The following is a 16,146-nucleotide window of genomic DNA, read 5'->3' as shown; positions in this document are numbered from 1 at the left end:
CCGGCTGTTCGACAACGACCGTTGGTGGGTGGCGAGCAAGAACCTGATGCTGTTCGGCGGCCTGTTCATTGCAATCAGCCTGGCCATCGGCGTGCGTTCCAGCTCTCGGTACTGCTGCCGAGACTCCGCCGTAAGACGCGATCCATCACGAGCTGGCGTGCCTGGCTGCCCACCCAACCGATACACCGCGCCTGTCCGCTCTGCCTGAACGATCCGGAGAACCAAGCCGTACTGCTCGCGTGGAAGCTGCCCCTGATGCTGAGCTGCCCACTGCATGGCTGCTGGCTGGAATCCTATTGGGGCGTGCCAGGGCGGTTTCTCGGCTGGGAGAACGCCGACGCCGAACCGCGCACTGCCAGCGACGCGATTGCGGCGATGGACCAGCGTACCTGGCAGGCACTGACGACCGGCCACGTGGAGTTGCCGCGCCGACGCATCCACGCCGGATTGTGGTTTAGGCTGCTACGCACGCTGCTCGATGAGCTGAACACCCCGCTTTCGACGTGCGGCACCTACGCGGGGTATCTCCGCCAAATCTGGGAATGCTGCGGGCATCCGCTGCGTGCTGGGCAAAGTCTGTGGCGACCGTATGAAACCCTGAACCCGGCAGTACGGTTGCAGATGCTGGAGGCGGCGGCAACGGCAATCAGCTTGATTGAGGTGAGGGATATAAGCCCGCCAGGCGAGCACGCAAAGCTATTCTGGTCCGAGCCCCAAACCGGGTTCACCAGTGGCCTGCCGGCGAAAGCGCCGAAGCCCGAACCCGTCGATCACTGGCAGCGTGCAATCCAGGCCATTGATGAGGCCATCATTGAAGCACGACACAACCCCGAGACGGCACGCTCGCTGTTCGCGTTGGCTTCCTATGGTCGGCGCGACCCCGCTTCCTTGGAACAGTTGCGCGCCACCTTCGCGAAGGAAGGCATCCCCCCGGAATTTCTGTCACATTATGAGCCTAGCCTACCCTTTGCATGCCTTAGACAGAATGACGGGTTAAGTGACAAATTTTGACGTGCAGAGCTTCCCGATGCAAACTGTCACATAATCGAACGTATATGTGACAGGTACAAGATGCTGATTGGCTACATGCGAGTATCGAAGGCGGATGGCTCCCAGGCGACGGACTTGCAGCGCGATGCGCTGGTCGCGGCCGGTGTTGATCCGGCGCATCTCTATGAAGACCAAGCGTCCGGAAAACGCGAGGATCGTCCCGGTCTGGCGAGCTGTCTGAAGGCACTACGGCCAGGCGACACGTTGGTCGTTTGGAAACTGGATCGGCTCGGGCGCGACCTGCGCCATCTGATCAATACCGTCCATGACCTGACCGGACGCGGCATCGGCCTCAAGGTGCTGACCGGGCACGGCGCGGCCATTGACACCACGACCGCCGCCGGCAAGCTGGTCTTCGGTATCTTCGCCGCGCTGGCCGAGTTCGAGCGCGAGTTGATCGCCGAGCGCACCGTGGCGGGCCTGGCCTCAGCACGGGCACGCGGCCGGAAAGGCGGCCGGCCGTTCAAGATGACCGCCGCCAAGCTGCGGCTGGCGATGGCGGCAATGGGGCAGTCAGAGACCAAGGTCGGCGACCTGTGCCAGGAACTTGGCATCACGCGGCAGACCCTGTATCGGCATATTTCACCCAAGGGCGAGCTACGTCCAGATGGCGAGAAGCTACTCAGCCGAATTTGATGCCGACATGAGGCGACGTAGCGAAAGCGTGGTTTGTCTCAATTTGACGGCGGCGAACCGCAAGCGTTCGGTTCGCCGCTCGTTTCGGTCGCAGTGCTGGCCCGCGCCTGGAAACGTTGATAACACTCCAGCCCGCAGAAGTGCTCGACGTACTCCGCGCCTTCCGGTGTGAAGGCGGCATCGAGCGGAATTTCCTTGCAGCACACGCAGCAACTGGTGGCGGTCGGATCATTTGCATTCATGGTGGCACCCCTCCATTGACTGACGAAGACGGCGAATGCCGCCGCCGGCATCGGCTTTGCGAACAGAAAGCCTTGCCCGCGCTCGAACGCTTGGGCCCTCCGCCGTAGTCCATCCATCCGGCCGGGAAGCGCTCATGATCTTTCCCTGAATGCCCGCAACGCCCGCGCCAGTGACAGAAGAAACAGGCCGGTCAAACCGAGCGCCGTGATGACCCAATACTCGACAAGGAATGCACCGGCGGTTGTGCCGGCCAGCACGGCAGCGAGGATGGACAGGTGGCAGGGGCAAGTCAGCACGGCCAGCGTGCCCCACAGGTAGCCGGTGAACGGTTTGTGCGTCTCGGCCGGCATGCGCTCGGGGCTGTTCATGGCAAACTCTCCGCATGCTGTGCCGGCGCGGTCGGCATGGCGGCCAACTGCACTTCCAGATTGGCCAACGCTTCGCGCCGGCGTTCGACGAACTGACGCAGCACAGCAAGCTGCGCGGCAGTTTCATCGCAGTTCGCCGCATCCAGCGCCCGGCACAGCCGCGCCAATGCGCCGAGGCCGATGCCCGCCTCGAAGGCGGCCCGCACGAAGCACAGTCGCTGCAAGGCGGCGTCATCGAACAGGCCGTAGCCACCCGTGGTGCAGGCGACTGGCCGCAGCAATCCGCGCAGCAGGTAGTCGCGCACGATATGCACGCTCACCCCGGCATCAAGGGCCAGCCGGGACACCGTGTAGGCGTTCATCGAACACCTCCTTTTGGTCGGTTCACGGCAATGCATATACCGTTTCGCCGAGTTCAATCCGCGCGCTGCGAATCCGATGCCGGTGCCGTAGAACATTGGGTCGATATCCGATCACGGTGTCCTAGATGACATGGTCTGCAACAGATGTCGATTAAACTCCTGGCCCAAGCCGAAAGCCTCGTGGACACTGACGATCGCCAATCCTTCCAATCCTTGATGCTTGGAGGCCCAGTCTTCCGCCGTCGGGACAGATGCAAAGAAATGTACATGGCAACAGAAGGACTGACGAACGTCGGCTGCTTCCTGCGGCAATACCAAGGACACCGCCATGCCGGCAGGTTCGACAGCCTGTATCTCGCTGGGTGAAACCGTAAGCGAAACGGGTGCTCCAGTTGCAGCGCAATGCGACGAGACGCGAGCTGTACGGCCGATTAACGCCGGGAGCATCAGGGTGTCCAGCGCGCACCAGGCATACAGCCGGCGGTTGTCAATTTCCAAGACATGCGACGTCTCGCGCAAGGTGAGGACATAGCCGATGATGTTCCCATCGTTGTCGTATTCGGTACTGGTGGCTTGTTCGAGCACAGCCGCCACTTGCTCAGCGGGCCAGCCAAGAGTCCTGGCAAGCGTAGTTCGCGAAATCGGGCGTCCCTTGGCAAGTTCACCCAGTAGCGCGACCAAGAACTCCGCAAAACCTTTGGGCCGGTTGGTCGGGGTGAGACGTTCTAAAATATATGGGGCGAGCTTCATGGTTCCATCTCCTATTTGAATTGGATAGCGTAACCTTACTTCCGTACTCATGTACGGAGTCAAGCGGTATGGAAAATAATTTGGAGAACCTGACCATTGGCGTTTTTGCCAAGGCAGCCGGCGTCAACGTGGAGACCATCCGGTTCTATCAGCGCAAGGGCTTGTTGCCCGAGCCGGACAAGCCCTATGGCAGCATTCGCCGCTATGGCGCGGCGGACGTGACACGGGTGCGATTCGTGAAATCGGCCCAGCGGTTGGGCTTCAGCCTGGATGAAATCGCCGAGTTGCTGCGGCTCGACGATGGCACCCACTGCGAGGAGGCCAGCAGCCTGGCCGAGCACAAGCTCCAAGACGTGCGCGAGAAGATGGCCGATTTGGCGCGCATGGAGGCTGTGCTGTCTGACCTGGTGTGCGCCTGCCATTCGCGGCAGGGGAATGTTTCGTGTCCGCTGATTGCGTCGTTGCAAGGTGGAACGAGCTTGGCAGGGGCTTCCACAGCTTAGCGTGCTTTATTTTCCGTTTTCTGAGGTGCCCCCTACCAGCAACGCACCGCCGAAGACCGGCAGCAGGAGCGCGAGCAATTCCAGATGGTTAACCGGGGCCTGAAAGACCAGATTCAAGACCTGCAAAACCGGCTCATCCAAGCCGAGTCAAGAGCGTCCGAGCTGATAGACACTAATGCGCAATTACAACGACAAACGCATGAGCTCGAACAGGCCAATGCGATGCACAAAAGCACCTTGGATAGGCAAGTGGCCGATATCCAGAACTTGGAGCATCAACTTAACGACGCCTCGGCAAAAAACCGGGAGCGGAAGCATGAAAGCAAACAATTGGCGGATAATATTGCCGCACTCGCAAGCCAGAAAGCAGATGCCGATAAGCAGGTGGCCGTACTATCCCAAGCATTAGAGGTCACCAAAACGGATCTGAAAGCCTCTCAGAATAGAGCGGAAGTTCTGTCCGATGAGAACAAGTTGATTCTTCAGGAAAAAGCGGTGATTCAGGGGCAGTTTAAGCAGCTTCAGGAGTCACTGTCGCGATAAAGGCTTTAGTCAAACATTCATCGAAAAAGCTATATTAATCAATATATTATATACGAAGTGGCTAATTCCAACGCTTTTACCGGCCGGACCTCAAGTAGCTGCACCGGCCGCCATTTCATTCAAAGAGGCCTCGACGACAGTCAAAACTGTTCGACGCACGTCGATCTTCCATCGCACGCGCTCGACGCATCGGTCCAGGCTTTCGCTATCGTCTGCGTCCAATGCTTTGCAAAGTCGCGCCAGTTCGTCGAGCCCAATTCCGGACTCGAAGGCTGCGCGGAGAAACCGCAGCCTTCCGAGTGTTTTGTCATCGAAAATGTTCTAGCCACTTTCGGTTCGCCGAGCAGGGTGCAACAAGCCGCGTATCATGTAGTCGCGCACGACATGCACGCTGACGCAAGCATCATCAGCCAGCTTCGATATCGAGTACGCATTCATACTGGGCTTTCCTCGCAGTCCTCTAGCAGCTTAAGCGCGACATCATGACCAAGGTCGAACGCACTCTCGACAGGCACGACCTCAATCCCTTGGTGGGTCGAAGCCCACGAATTTGCAATAGACGGAGACGCAAAGAAATGCACATGACAGCAAAACGAACAACGAATGTCGGGCGAAGTATCCGGAGTTCGCAGTGAAACCATTGCTTCTGCCGGTTCGACATGAAGCACTGCTTCTGGTGCAACGGTGAGAGTGATCGGCCTACCGGTGGCGGCGCAGCGGGAAGTGACACGGGCAATCTTGCCGGTCAAGGCGGGAAACATCAAGGTGTCCAGCGCACACCATGTGTACAAATGACGGCCATCCACCTCAAAAACGTGAGAGGTTTCACGTAGTGTCAGCCCCAGTCCAATGATATTGGCCTCGTCGTCATATTCCGTACCAGGTGCCTGCTCAAGTACCGTTGCAACTCTCGCTCCAGACCATCCGAGTGCGCCGGCGAGCTTTTCGCGTGATACAGGTCCCCCCATCGCTAGCTGTCGGAGCAGCGCGACAAAGAGCGTTGCGAACTCTTTAGGATGATTGCCAGATGAAAGGCTTTCGGCAATCTTTTTGGAATAAATAGTCTTGTCCATTTTCCACCTGTTATATCGGGCAGCGATCAACCGGGATAAACCTTACTCGGCGGTTACGTCCTGCGCTTAACAAAGACGAATTACTTTGTGCCTTGCCGGCGTTGCCATTCCTCGGCCAGCAGCTGGGCTTGCTGTAACTGTTCGGGCTTCATTTGAGCTGCATAGTCTGCAACGACTTTTGCTGCTGTCGGTTCTCCCGACGCTGCGGCCAGACTCATCCACTGGTATGCCTGCACCTGGTCGGGCGCGATGTCGGTAAGACCCTTTGCAAACAGCTGGGCCAGCCTGACTTGAGCCTGCGTGTGTCCCTGCTCGGCAGCGAGGCGGTACCACTTGAAAGCCTCTGCATCGTTGGCAGGAGCCGCACGCCCATTCTTATACATACCGTCGACTTCACTTCCGTAGAGGCGCCCGAGGTTGAACTGTGCATCGGCTTCACCCTGCTCGGCCGCCCTGCGGAACCACTGGATCGATGCCGCGTGGTTTTGCTTTACGCCCATACCGCATTTGTACGCAAGACCCATGATGTTCTGAGCCATGGCATCGCCAGCCCTGGCCTTCTTTTCCCAATCACTGACGGTCTCTGGCGACAATGTTTCAATCGCGGCGCCGAGCTTAGAAAAATCATAAGCCGCCAACGCTTGGTTTGGCATGCCTAACGTTGCGGTACTTGCCAGTACGATCGTCAAGCACGCGCGTACACGGCGTAATTTAAGTCTGATGTCACAAAACATAAAAACTCCTCTGTCCCTGTTTTGGTGCCCAAGGTTTAGCCGGCACAGCACGATAGCTGTGTCACATCCTTCGAAAAAGTCTGTGCCACCAGTTTGAGACCTTCAACCATGGTGAGGTAAGGGAAAAGCTGGTTAGCCAGATCCTGGACGGTCATGCGGGCCCGGATGGCAATCGCGGCAGTCTGGATGATTTCGCCTGCTTCCGGTGTCACAGCCTGGACTCCGAGAATGCGTCCGGACCCTGCCTCAGCAACAAGCTTGATAAAGCCGCGGGTATCGAAGTTGGCGAGTGCACGCGGCACATTGTCGAGCGTGAGCGTACGGCTTTCGGTTTGCAGACCAATGCGCTGGGCCTCTGCTTCACTGTAGCCTACCGTGGCAACTTGCGGATCGGTGAACACGACTGCCGGCATGGCGTCGAGATCGAGCTTTACGTCGCCGCCGGTCATATTAATGCCAGCCCGGGTACCAGCCGCGGCTGCAACGTAGACGTACTGAGGCTGGTCAGTGCAGTCGCCAGCTGCGTAAATGTTCGAAGCACTCGTGCGCATGCCTTGATCGATCAGGATGCGATGTTGCGAGTCAAACGTCACACCTGCGCGCTCGAGATTCAGGCTTGCGGTATTTGGCGTGCGGCCGGTGGCAACAAGCAATTGATCCACCTTTAACTCGCCCTGCGCGGTCGTCAGGATGAATTGGCGGTCGCAATAGGTCACGGCACTCGCCTGCGTCTGTGTCAGCACCGTGATGCCTTCCGCACGGAAAGCTGCAGTCACGGCCTCGCCAATGGCAGGGTCGTCACTGGCAAACAAGGTGCGCCGGGCCAGGACCGTCACCTCGCTGCCCAAGCGCGCAAACGCTTGTGCCAGTTCCAGTGCTACGACCGAGGCGCCAATTACTGCCAGCCGTTTAGGAATGGCTTCGCTAACCAGGGCTTCGGTGGACGTCCAATATGGCGTTCCTGCAAGACCAGGCAACGGCGGGATGGCAGCGCTTGCACCAGTGGCAATGAGACAGCGATCGAAGGCCACTTCGCGAGTGTCACCTTCTGCCGCTTCCACGATAAGCGTTTGGCCATCCTTGAATCGGGCGCTGCCTCGCACCAGATTGATCGACGGATTGCTTTCGAGGATGCTTTCATATTTAGCATGACGCAGCTCGTCCACACGGGCCTGCTGTTGCGCCAGCAGACGGTCACGCAGGACAACTGGGGGCGTTGCCGACAGTCCCACGTCAAAAGGACTTTCGCGTCGCAGATGAGCGATATGCGCTGCCCGAATCATGATCTTAGAAGGGACGCAGCCCACGTTGACGCAGGTGCCGCCGATAGTTCCCCGCTCGATCAGGGTGACACGGGCACCGTTTTCAGCTGCCTTCAGCGCTGCTGCCACAGCGGCGCCGCCAGTACCGATGATCGCCACATGCAGCTGACCTGCCGGTTTCTCCACCGCGCGCTCGCCGCTCAGCCACTGGGCGGCTTTGCCAAGGAGTCCTGGCTGTTCAACACTGCGCTCTTTGCTTTCAAATTCGTCTGTAGGCGTAGCACCGTAACCAAGGGCGCCCACTGCTGCTACGAGCGCGGACACGTCAAGCCTATTGCCTGTGACTTGCGCCTTGTTCGATGGATAATCGACAGCCGCTCGCGTTACGCCGGGGACCGCCAGCAGCGCGTCCTCAACGTGCCTTGTACAACTTGGGCAAGTCATTCCCGCCACGCTCAAACCAACTTCGTTTAACTCTTGCATTCCGCTCTCTCTTTTATCCGTTGTGCCCAAGCCAACTAGTACGACGCCTCGGTCACTGAATCGGTTGTGCGCTTCAGGGAACAGGCTCCGTGGGTCGTTTACAGGCTGCTCACGCGATGACGACCGGCAGAATCGCCTGAGCGGCATCTCTGCCGTGGTTCTAGCGATGCTGCCGTTATTTGTTGCCTTACTTCTTCAGCTCAGATGGGTAGCCTACATCCGTCGTCGCCTTGCTAAGCGCCTGGACGTTGGTCTTCGCATCGTCAAACGTTACGACGGCAAGCTTGGTTGAGAAGTCGACCTCGGTCTTGCTAACACCGTCGACCTTGCTCAAGGCCTTTTTAATGGTGATAGGACAAGTCGCGCAGGTCATGCCAGGAACGGCCAAGGTGACCGTCTGCGTGGCGGCCCACACCGGGGCAACAGCGGCGGCGAGGGCAAGGGAGGCAAACAGTTTCTTCATGATGAACTCCTGGTTAATAGAAAAATGGAACGACATAGGGAAATCCAAGCGCGACCAGGACCAGCACGGCCACGATCCAGAAAATCAGCTTGTAGGTGGCGCGCACCTGCGGAATCGCGCAGACCTCACCTGGCTTGCATGCCTGCACGGGCCGGTAAATCCGCTTCCAGGCGAAGAACAGCGCCACTAGCGCCGCGCCGATGAACAACGGTCGATAGGGTTCCAGCACCGTCAGGTTGCCGATCCAAGCACCGGAGAAGCCCAGGGCGACCAGTACTAGCGGCCCCAGGCAGCAGGTCGATGCAAGAATGGCGGCCAGCCCGCCGGCGAAGAGCGCACCGCGCCCGTTTTGTGGTTCAGACATACGTTGGCCCTTTTGAATTTGGATTGGATAGCGTAACCTTACTTCCGTACTCATGTACGGAGTCAAGCGATATGGAAAATAATTTGGAAAACCTGACCATTGGCGTTTTTGCCAAGGCGGCCGGGGTCAACGTGGAGACAATCCGCTTCTATCAGCGCAAGGGCCTGTTGCCGGAACCGGACAAGCCTTACGGCAGCATCCGCCGCTATGGGGAGGCGGACGTGGTTCGGGTGAAATTCGTGAAATCGGCACAGCGGCTGGGGTTCAGTCTGGACGAGATTGCCGAGCTGTTGCGGCTCGACGATGGCACCCACTGCGAGGAGGCCAGCAGCCTGGCCGAACACAAGCTCAAGGACGTGCGCGAGAAGATGGCCGACTTGGCGCGCATGGAAACCGTGCTGTCTGAACTCGTGTGCGCCTGCCATTCGCGGCAGGGGAATGTTTCGTGTCCGCTGATTGCGTCGTTGCAAGGTGGAACGAGCTTGGCAGGGGCTTCCACAGCTTAGCGTGCTTTATTTTCCGTTTTCTGAGACGACCACAGATCAGAAAAGACTGTGCAGCCGACTCTTGATATTCCGTGCAGTCACCTTCTGAAAATGACAATCAAGGCGGCCAATCTGGAACACACCTACTACTGCGTCACCTTCGACAAGAAGGGCGACAAGCTGTACCTGGGTGGCACCTTCAATGACCTGGCGGTGTTCAACCCGGATACGCTGGAAAAAGTGAAGAACATCAAGTTGCCAGGTGGGGACATGTCCACCACCACGCCGCAGGTGTTCATCCGTTAAATCGGTGTGAGCTTCTTCGCGGGCGCGCCCGCTCCCACAGGTCATGCACGATAGCTGCCGGAGATGAAAACCTGTGGGAGCGGGCTTGCCCGCGAAAGGGCCGGTACAGGCAGTAAAGCAATTAGCTATGAAGCAACTCGGGGCTATTGAAGTTGCTCAGTCGCGGATCATCCTCTGCACACTCAAACCCCTGCACAGCCTCGCGCAACAAGGCCTTCTGCAAACTCCGCTCACCTGCCGCCCAGGCCTGTTCCAGCACTGGCAACACCCGGCGCGGCAGCACGCTGAACATCGGCTGCCAATATCCCCCTTGCCGCACCATGGCGGCACTATCACTCGTCACCGCCAGTTGCCGGAGGTCATCGATCAACGCCTGGTCAACCAGCGGCGCATCGCAGGCAAGCAGCACCACCCACTCATGCCGGGCTACCTTCAGCCCAGCAATCACCCCGGCCAGCGGCCCAGCGAAATCTGCCTCGGCATCGCCCACCAGTTGGTCTGCATAAGCGGCATACGCCTGCTGGTTGCGGTTGCAGGAAATCACCAGGTCATCGCTCAGCGGTCGCACCGTGTGGTGGATATGCCCAACCAAGGGCTCGCCGCGCCATTCCAGCAGGCCTTTGTCGCGTCCGCCCATGCGCTGGCCGCGGCCGCCGGCGAGGATCAGGAGAGAGCAGCGCGGGAGTGCAGGTGTCATGCAAGGGATTCCAGAAAATCGGATCTGCGAACCCTCTCATTCCCCGCAGGGCTTGTCCAGCCACGCTACGTTCATCTGCAGTCGCGCAGGCGGCGTTTCCAGCTTCATGCAGACGCAGCCGGAAGGTCGAATGCCTGTTCCTTCATCAAGTGTTGAGCGAAAAAAATGATTGAGCCTTCGCAACTTCTGCACGACGACTCTTTTAAAGGCGAGGTGGGTTATATTCAGCGGCTTGTGCTACATGGCGACAATTTGCTCGCGTGTGGTAATCACAATGTGCAAGCGCTGGACCGAGATGGCAAAGTCGATAGATCATTCGGTTACAAAGGTAGCATGCTAACGGGCGATATCAGTGAGGGCTTTGCGTTGCTCAAGCTACGCTCCGGTGAACTGTGGGCAATGAAAGCGGGTAGCAGGGATGGCGTTTATCTCCTCAGATTCGACGCTGTTGGGCAGCGCTTGGACGACAAGGGTATCCTGGTATTTGCTCAAGAGGTGGTGCATTACAATACCAGGCGCAGAAATTGGCTAGACGACTTCGATGTCGAGCCTGAGGATTTCCCCGGCGAAGATTATGACGAAGTCTATGACCGAGAGTATGAAAAGAGAGAGGCTGCTTTCAACGCTACTTTTGGTATCCCACCGCGAGGCTATGATTGGTGCGAAATGGTGGAAATGCCGAATGGCTATGTGCTGCTTGCTCTCAGCCGTTCACCTTACAGAAGTATTGATAACCGCCAGGTTGAGGCACGAACGGTATTGCTGCGCCTCGATCAGGCGGGCAATCTTGATCGAACATTTGGTCGTGACGGTAGCCTGGAAATCAAATCGCGGGCTAATGAGCAACTTTTCATGTCTCAGATGACTGGATTGCGCGGTGGCGGCGTGCTGTTGGTAGGGGCTCCAGCGAGCAGGAGGTTTACGCATGTATTGAAGCTGGACGCCACAGGGCAACTGGACCTTTCATTCGCTGATAAAGGTGAACTGAAGGTGCCCTACACCCAGTACGGGGGGCTGAAAGCGCTACATGAAACAGAAGACGGTATGCTCTATGGCGAATGCAGAAGGGAGCCGGCGTTTATTAAGCCTAAAGGTCTTTGGCCGATTCTCAAGATCACATCCACAGGCCGGATAGACACCGATTATCAGCCCGTTCTGCCGCAGGAGATGGCCTGCCGGGTAATTGGTATTAAAGGCAACAGTGTGATGTTGTGGGGAGAAACGATTGTCCCGGATGATCGGTTACACCTTTTGACCGTCGGCCCTGACGGCCATCTGCTAAAACACAACTTTGTTCGATATAACGCAGATAATGAGGTGCGCAGGACCAAATTTTTATTCAATTTGACAGACGATGGCCGCATTCTGATACACACGCATGAACAGGTGTGGGTACCGTCCGACCGCAACTACAACGTTACCACCGTTCTGAAGGCCTATCGGCTTTAAACCAGGCGCTGGATCGAGCGCCACGCGAGTGGTGCTCGATCCCATGGGCACTACCCCTTTACCGCCCTGTCATCACTCATCGTCTTGCGGCTGGAGTTCTCCCGCCCGGCCAGGCGCATTACCACCACGAAGAACACCGGCACGAACACCACCGCCAGCGTAGCGCTGAGCATCCCGCCAATCACCCCGGTGCCGATCGCCTGCTGGCTCGCGGAACTTGCGCCGGTGGCGATGGCCAACGGCACCACGCCCAGGATGAATGCCAGCGAAGTCATGACGATCGGCCGCAGGCGCAGGCGGGCGGCCTGTACGGCGGCGTCGACAGCGTCCACTCCCTGGTCGACCAGCTCCTTGGCGAACTCGATGATGAGGATGGCGTTCTTCGCCGACAGGCCGATCAGGGTGATCAGGCCGACCTTGAAGAACACGTCGTTGGGCATGCCGCGCAGGGTCACCGCCAGCACCGCACCGAGCACGCCGAGCGGTACCACCAGCAGCACCGCGGTCGGGATCGACCAGCTTTCATACAGCGCCGCCAGGCACAGGAACACCACCAGCAACGACAGCGCCATCAGCAGCGGCGCCTGGCTGCCGGACAGGCGTTCCTGCAGCGACAGGCCGGTCCATTCCAGGCCGGCACCGGCCGGCAGCTGGGCGACAAGGCGCTCGATTTCGGCCATGGCTTCGCCCGAACTGTAGCCCGCCGCCGGCTCTCCGGAAATCGCCACCGCCGGGTAGCCGTTGTAGCGGGTCAGCTGCACCGGGCCGCTGACCCACCTGGCCTGGACGAACGCGCCCAAGGGCACCATCTTGCCGCTGTTGTTGCGCACGTGGATCTTCAGCAAGTCCTCCACCTGGCTGCGCTGGTCGCCTTCGGCCTGTACCACCACCCGCTGCATGCGGCCCTGGTTGGGGAAGTCGTTGACGTAGCTGGAGCCGACGGCAACGTCCAGCACCGAGCCGATGTCGGCGAACGACACGCCCAGGGCGTTGGCCTGGCGGCGGTCGATTTCCAGCTGCACCTGCGGGCTTTCGGCCAGCGAGGACTCGCGCACGTTGGCCAGCAGCTTGCTCTTGTGCGCGCCGGCCAGCAGTTCGTCACGGGTGGCCATCAGCGCCTCGTAGCCCATGCCGCCGCGGTCCTGCAGGCGCAGTTCAAAGCCGGTCGACTCGCCCAGGCCGTCGATCGGTGGTGGCAGCACGGAATAGGCCACGGCGTCCTTGAGCTGGGTGAAGGCCAGGGTGGCCCGGTCGGCGATCGATTGCGCGCTGTCGTCGCCACCGCGCTCGGACCAGTCCTTGAGCGTGGTGAAGGCCAGCGCGGCATTCTGGCCGCTGCCCGAGAAGCTGAAACCGAGGATCAGCGTGGTGTTGCCGACGCCCGGCTCTTCGGCGTTGTGTGCCTCGATCTGGGCGGCAACCTGCTCGGTGCGCATACGGCTGGCGCCCGGCGGCAGCTGGATGTCGGTGATGGTGTAGCCCTGGTCTTCGGTAGGCAGGAACGCCGTGGGCAGTTGGCTGAAGCCATAACCCAGCACGGCCAGCAGCACGCCATACAGCAGCAGGTAGCGGCCACTGCGCTTCAGCGCCTGCAGCACCCAGCGCTGGTAGCCGTTGCTCATGCTTTCGAAGCGGCGGTTGAACCAGCCGAAGAAGCCTTTGCGTTCATGGTGCTCACCCTTGGCCACCGGTTTGAGCAGGGTGGCGCACAGGGCCGGGGTCAGGCTCAGGGCCAGGAACGCCGAGAACAGGATCGACACCGCCATCGACAGCGAGAACTGCTGGTAGATCACCCCCACCGAGCCCTTCATGAAGGCCATCGGCAGGAACACCGCCACCAGCACCAGGGTGATGCCGATGATGGCGCCGCTGATCTGGCCCATGGCCTTGCGCGTGGCCTCGCGAGGCGGCAGGCCTTCCTCGGCCATGATCCGCTCGACGTTCTCCACCACCACGATGGCGTCGTCGACCAGGATGCCGATGGCCAGCACCATGCCGAACAGGGTAAGCACATTGACCGAGAAGCCCATGGCCAGCATCACGGCGAACGTGCCCATCAGCGCCACCGGCACCACCAGGGTCGGGATCAGCGTGTAGCGCAGGTTCTGCAGGAACAGGAACATCACCGCAAATACCAGCAGCATGGCCTCGAACAGGGTGCTGATGACCTGCTGGATCGACACCTTGACGAACGGCGAGGTGTCGTAGGGGATGTCGTACCTGACCCCTTCGGGGAAGTAGCGCGACAGCTCCTTCATCTTCGCCCGCACCAGGGTGGCCGTTTCCATGGCGTTGGCACCCGGTGCCAGCTGCACGCTGAAAGCCGTGGCCGGCTTGCCGTTCAGGCGGGTGCCGTACTGGTACTCCTGGGCGCCGATCTCGACCCGGGCGACATCGCCGACGGTGACACTCGAGCCATCCGGGTTGGCGCGCAGGACGATGGCGGCGAATTCCTCGGGTGTGCTCAGCTGGCCGCGGACCACCACGTTTGCGGTGATTTCCTGGGTGCCGCGGGCAGGCAGGTCGCCGATGCTGCCGGGGGCGACCTGGGCGTTCTGCGCGGCAATCGCCTCGGCCACATCGTTGGGGGTGAGGTTCAAACCGATCAGCTTGCGCGGGTCGATCCAGATGCGCATGGCGCGCTCGGAGCCATACAGCTGCGCCTTGCCGACGCCCTTGAGGCGGCGGATTTCGTTCATCACGTTGCGCGCGAGGATGTCGGACAGCGCGGTTTCATCGAGGCTGCCGTCCTCCGAGGTGAGGGTGCCGAGCAGCAGGAAGCCGGTGGACACCTTCTCCACCTGCAGGCCTTGCTGGGTGACCTGGCGCGGCAGGCGCGACTCGACCACTTTGAGGCGGTTTTGCACATCGACCTGGGCCAGGTCGGGGTGGGTCCCCGGCTCGAAGGTGGCGGTAATGGTGGCGCTACCCAGGCTGCTTTGTGACGAGAAGTACAACAGGTTGTCGGCGCCGTTGAGCTCCTGCTCGATCAGGCTGACGACGCTTTCGTCCAGGGTCGCCGCCGAGGCGCCTGGGTAAACGGCGTAGATTTCCACCTGCGGCGGCGCCACGTCGGGGTACTGCGCCACCGGCAACTGGGGGATGGCCAGGGCGCCGGCGAGCAGGATGAACAGTGCGATCACCCAGGCGAAGATCGGGCGGTCGATGAAGAACTGCGGCATGGATCAGGCCCTCACTGGCCGTTGTGCTGGACGATGGACTGAGCCTCGGCGTCGACCTGGACCTGGTCGCCCGCCTTGACGTGTTGCAGGCCTTCGACCACCACCCGTTCGCCGGGCGCCAGGCCCTCGCTGACCAGCCAGCGGTCACCTTGGGCGTTGCCCAGCACCACCTGGCGTTCGCTGATGCGCGACTGCGCGTCGACCACCAGCACCTTTGGCACCCCGGCACTGTCGCGCAGGATGGCCCGCTGCGGCACGCTCAGGCCCTTGGGCTGCACAGCCTGCTCCAGGCGCACGCGCACATAGCTGCCTGGCAGCAGGTCGAGGTCCGGGTTGGGGAATTCGCTGCGCAGGGTGATCTGGTTGGTGCTCGGGTCGACACTGATGTCGGAGAACAGCAGCTTGCCCGGCAGCGGGTAGGCGCTGCCATCGTCCTGGATCAGCGTGGCACGGGCCTGGCCGTCGCCGGCCTGTTGCAGCTCACCGGCGCGCAATGCACGGCGCAGGGCGTTGAGCTCGCGGGTCGACTGGGTGACGTCGGCATGGATCGGGTCGAGCTGCTGGATGGTCGCCAGCGGCGTGGTCTCGTTCTGGCCGACCAGGGCACCTTCGGTGACCAGGGCGCGGCCGATGCGCCCGGAAATCGGCGCGGTGACCGTGGCGTAACCCAGGTTCAGGCGGGCGCGCTCCAGCGCTGCCTTGGCTTCGGCAACGGCAGCGTCGGCCTGGAGGAAGGCGGCGCGGGCGTTGTCGTACTCCTGGCGGCTGACCGCCTTGTCGTCGACCAGCTGGCGGTAGCGCTGCTCTTGCAGGCGTGCCTGGTACAGCGTGGCTTCGGCCTTGGCCAGGGTGGCGCGGGCGCTGTCATGGTCGGCTTTGAACGGCGCCGGGTCGATGAGGAACAGCACATCGCCCTGTTTGACGTCGCTGCCTTCGCGATAGACGCGCTTGAGTACCACGCCCGCGACGCGGGCGCGCACTTCGGCTGTGCGCGGGGCGAGAATGCGCCCGCTCAGCTCGGTGCTGATGGCCAGGGGCTGTAGTTGCAGCGTCTCGACCCGAACCTGGGGAACGGGTTGTTTTTCGTCCTGCTCGGCCGAAGTGTCGCAACCGGCCAGGGGCAGTGCAAGCAGCGCCACCAGCGCCAGGGGGCGCAGGTGTGGGGAGTGGGTGATAGGCATGCGGATCTTCCG

18 protein-coding genes and 3 pseudogenes are annotated in these 16,146 nt (G+C 60.5%); 8 read left to right on the top strand and 13 right to left on the bottom strand.

The features are described 5' to 3' along the window. From ACQKPS_RS04165 to ACQKPS_RS04155, 3 genes and pseudogenes are all read left to right on the top strand, one after another. Nucleotides 1–94, top strand: a pseudogene (locus ACQKPS_RS04165) (sugar ABC transporter permease); the annotation flags it as partial. 161 nt (nucleotides 95–255) lie between these two features. Then, entirely contained in the window at nucleotides 256–1,011 is a 756-nt protein-coding gene (locus tag ACQKPS_RS04160; RefSeq protein WP_081322316.1) for a transposase, read from the top strand. A 60-nt stretch (nucleotides 1,012–1,071) separates the two neighbouring features. Next, entirely contained in the window at nucleotides 1,072–1,686 is a 615-nt protein-coding gene (locus tag ACQKPS_RS04155; protein WP_010981357.1) for a recombinase family protein, read from the top strand. A 38-nt stretch (nucleotides 1,687–1,724) separates the two neighbouring features. Here ACQKPS_RS04155 and ACQKPS_RS04150 read toward each other — a convergent pair whose 3' ends face one another. The 4 genes from ACQKPS_RS04150 to merB (ACQKPS_RS04135) all read right to left on the bottom strand — a co-directional run bounded on the left by ACQKPS_RS04150 (nucleotide 1,725) and on the right by merB (ACQKPS_RS04135) (nucleotide 3,409). Beyond that, a complete protein-coding gene (locus ACQKPS_RS04150) occupies nucleotides 1,725–1,928 on the bottom strand; it encodes a DUF3330 domain-containing protein (protein WP_005413391.1) in 204 nt (67 codons plus the stop codon). A gap of 132 nt (nucleotides 1,929–2,060) precedes the next feature. Beyond that, nucleotides 2,061–2,297: a broad-spectrum mercury transporter MerE gene (gene merE / locus ACQKPS_RS04145; protein ID WP_005413392.1), complete on the bottom strand. Its 237-nt coding sequence runs from the start codon at nucleotides 2,295–2,297 to the stop codon at nucleotides 2,061–2,063. After that, a complete protein-coding gene (gene merD / locus ACQKPS_RS04140) occupies nucleotides 2,294–2,659 on the bottom strand; it encodes a mercury resistance co-regulator MerD (RefSeq protein WP_000995361.1) in 366 nt (121 codons plus the stop codon). The genes merE and merD (ACQKPS_RS04140) overlap by 4 nt, the downstream gene beginning before the upstream one ends. Before the next feature lie 111 nt (nucleotides 2,660–2,770). Further along, the gene (gene merB / locus ACQKPS_RS04135) at nucleotides 2,771–3,409 is read right to left on the bottom strand and encodes an organomercurial lyase MerB (protein WP_011405612.1); all 639 of its coding nucleotides are present in this window, start codon (nucleotides 3,407–3,409) and stop codon (nucleotides 2,771–2,773) included. A gap of 68 nt (nucleotides 3,410–3,477) precedes the next feature. Here merB (ACQKPS_RS04135) and ACQKPS_RS04130 point away from each other — a divergent pair, with 68 nt between their 5' ends. Continuing rightward, nucleotides 3,478–3,912, top strand: a complete 435-nt coding sequence (locus ACQKPS_RS04130) for a mercury resistance transcriptional regulator MerR (RefSeq protein ID WP_010981353.1) — start codon at nucleotides 3,478–3,480, stop codon at nucleotides 3,910–3,912. 84 nt (nucleotides 3,913–3,996) lie between these two features. Continuing rightward, nucleotides 3,997–4,455 carry a hypothetical protein gene (locus ACQKPS_RS04125; protein WP_011405611.1) on the top strand — a complete coding sequence of 153 codons (459 nt, stop codon included), beginning with the start codon at nucleotides 3,997–3,999 and terminating at the stop codon, nucleotides 4,453–4,455. Between the two features lie 90 nt (nucleotides 4,456–4,545). On the opposite strand, the pseudogene merD (ACQKPS_RS04120) reads toward ACQKPS_RS04125, so the two are convergent. From merD (ACQKPS_RS04120) to ACQKPS_RS04095, 6 genes and pseudogenes are all read right to left on the bottom strand, one after another. Then, nucleotides 4,546–4,893: pseudogene (gene merD / locus ACQKPS_RS04120) on the bottom strand (mercuric resistance transcriptional repressor MerD). Further along, on the bottom strand, nucleotides 4,890–5,528 hold the full coding sequence (merB, locus tag ACQKPS_RS04115; protein WP_011405610.1) for an organomercurial lyase MerB: 639 nt from the start codon (nucleotides 5,526–5,528) through the stop codon (nucleotides 4,890–4,892). The pseudogene merD (ACQKPS_RS04120) and the gene merB (ACQKPS_RS04115) overlap by 4 nt, the downstream one beginning before the upstream one ends. Nucleotides 5,529–5,608: 80 nt before the next feature. Next, nucleotides 5,609–6,262: a phenylmercury resistance protein MerG gene (gene merG, locus ACQKPS_RS04110; protein WP_011405609.1), complete on the bottom strand. Its 654-nt coding sequence runs from the start codon at nucleotides 6,260–6,262 to the stop codon at nucleotides 5,609–5,611. Between the two features lie 35 nt (nucleotides 6,263–6,297). Beyond that, nucleotides 6,298–8,007 (bottom strand): mercury(II) reductase, encoded by a 1,710-nt coding sequence (gene merA, locus ACQKPS_RS04105; protein ID WP_011405608.1) that lies wholly within the window; start codon nucleotides 8,005–8,007, stop codon nucleotides 6,298–6,300. Nucleotides 8,008–8,194: 187 nt separating this feature from the next. Continuing rightward, nucleotides 8,195–8,470 carry a mercury resistance system periplasmic binding protein MerP gene (merP, locus tag ACQKPS_RS04100; RefSeq protein WP_011405607.1) on the bottom strand — a complete coding sequence of 92 codons (276 nt, stop codon included), beginning with the start codon at nucleotides 8,468–8,470 and terminating at the stop codon, nucleotides 8,195–8,197. Between the two features lie 13 nt (nucleotides 8,471–8,483). Beyond that, entirely contained in the window at nucleotides 8,484–8,834 is a 351-nt protein-coding gene (locus ACQKPS_RS04095) for a mercuric transport protein MerT (protein ID WP_001294663.1), read from the bottom strand. Nucleotides 8,835–8,905: 71 nt separating this feature from the next. On the opposite strand from ACQKPS_RS04095, the gene merR reads away from it, so the two are divergent. Both merR and ACQKPS_RS04085 read left to right on the top strand, forming a co-directional pair. Next, entirely contained in the window at nucleotides 8,906–9,340 is a 435-nt protein-coding gene (merR, locus tag ACQKPS_RS04090; RefSeq protein WP_015063540.1) for an Hg(II)-responsive transcriptional regulator, read from the top strand. Between the two features lie 96 nt (nucleotides 9,341–9,436). Beyond that, nucleotides 9,437–9,625 (top strand): annotated as a pseudogene (locus tag ACQKPS_RS04085) (quinohemoprotein amine dehydrogenase subunit beta); the annotation flags it as partial. 121 nt (nucleotides 9,626–9,746) lie between these two features. On the opposite strand, the gene mobA reads toward ACQKPS_RS04085, so the two are convergent. Next, nucleotides 9,747–10,322, bottom strand: a complete 576-nt coding sequence (gene mobA, locus ACQKPS_RS04080; RefSeq protein WP_427602860.1) for a molybdenum cofactor guanylyltransferase MobA — start codon at nucleotides 10,320–10,322, stop codon at nucleotides 9,747–9,749. 165 nt (nucleotides 10,323–10,487) lie between these two features. Here mobA and ACQKPS_RS04075 point away from each other — a divergent pair, with 165 nt between their 5' ends. Continuing rightward, nucleotides 10,488–11,771: a hypothetical protein gene (locus tag ACQKPS_RS04075; RefSeq protein WP_427602858.1), complete on the top strand. Its 1,284-nt coding sequence runs from the start codon at nucleotides 10,488–10,490 to the stop codon at nucleotides 11,769–11,771. A 50-nt stretch (nucleotides 11,772–11,821) separates the two neighbouring features. Here the strand turns inward: ACQKPS_RS04075 and ACQKPS_RS04070 are convergent, their stop codons facing one another. Together ACQKPS_RS04070 and ACQKPS_RS04065 are read right to left on the bottom strand one after the other, a co-directional pair. Continuing rightward, on the bottom strand, nucleotides 11,822–14,953 hold the full coding sequence (locus tag ACQKPS_RS04070; RefSeq protein ID WP_427602856.1) for a multidrug efflux RND transporter permease subunit: 3,132 nt from the start codon (nucleotides 14,951–14,953) through the stop codon (nucleotides 11,822–11,824). Nucleotides 14,954–14,964: 11 nt separating this feature from the next. After that, on the bottom strand, nucleotides 14,965–16,134 hold the full coding sequence (locus ACQKPS_RS04065; protein WP_427602853.1) for an efflux RND transporter periplasmic adaptor subunit: 1,170 nt from the start codon (nucleotides 16,132–16,134) through the stop codon (nucleotides 14,965–14,967). Between the last annotated feature and the right edge of the window lie 12 nt (nucleotides 16,135–16,146).

This window comes from Pseudomonas sp. NPDC086566 (assembly GCF_050280885.1).
Classification (GTDB): Bacteria; Pseudomonadota; Gammaproteobacteria; order Pseudomonadales; family Pseudomonadaceae; genus Aquipseudomonas; species Aquipseudomonas vlassakiae.
Note: the sequence above shows the minus strand (reverse complement) of the source record. Positions and strands in the feature narration are given on the sequence as shown.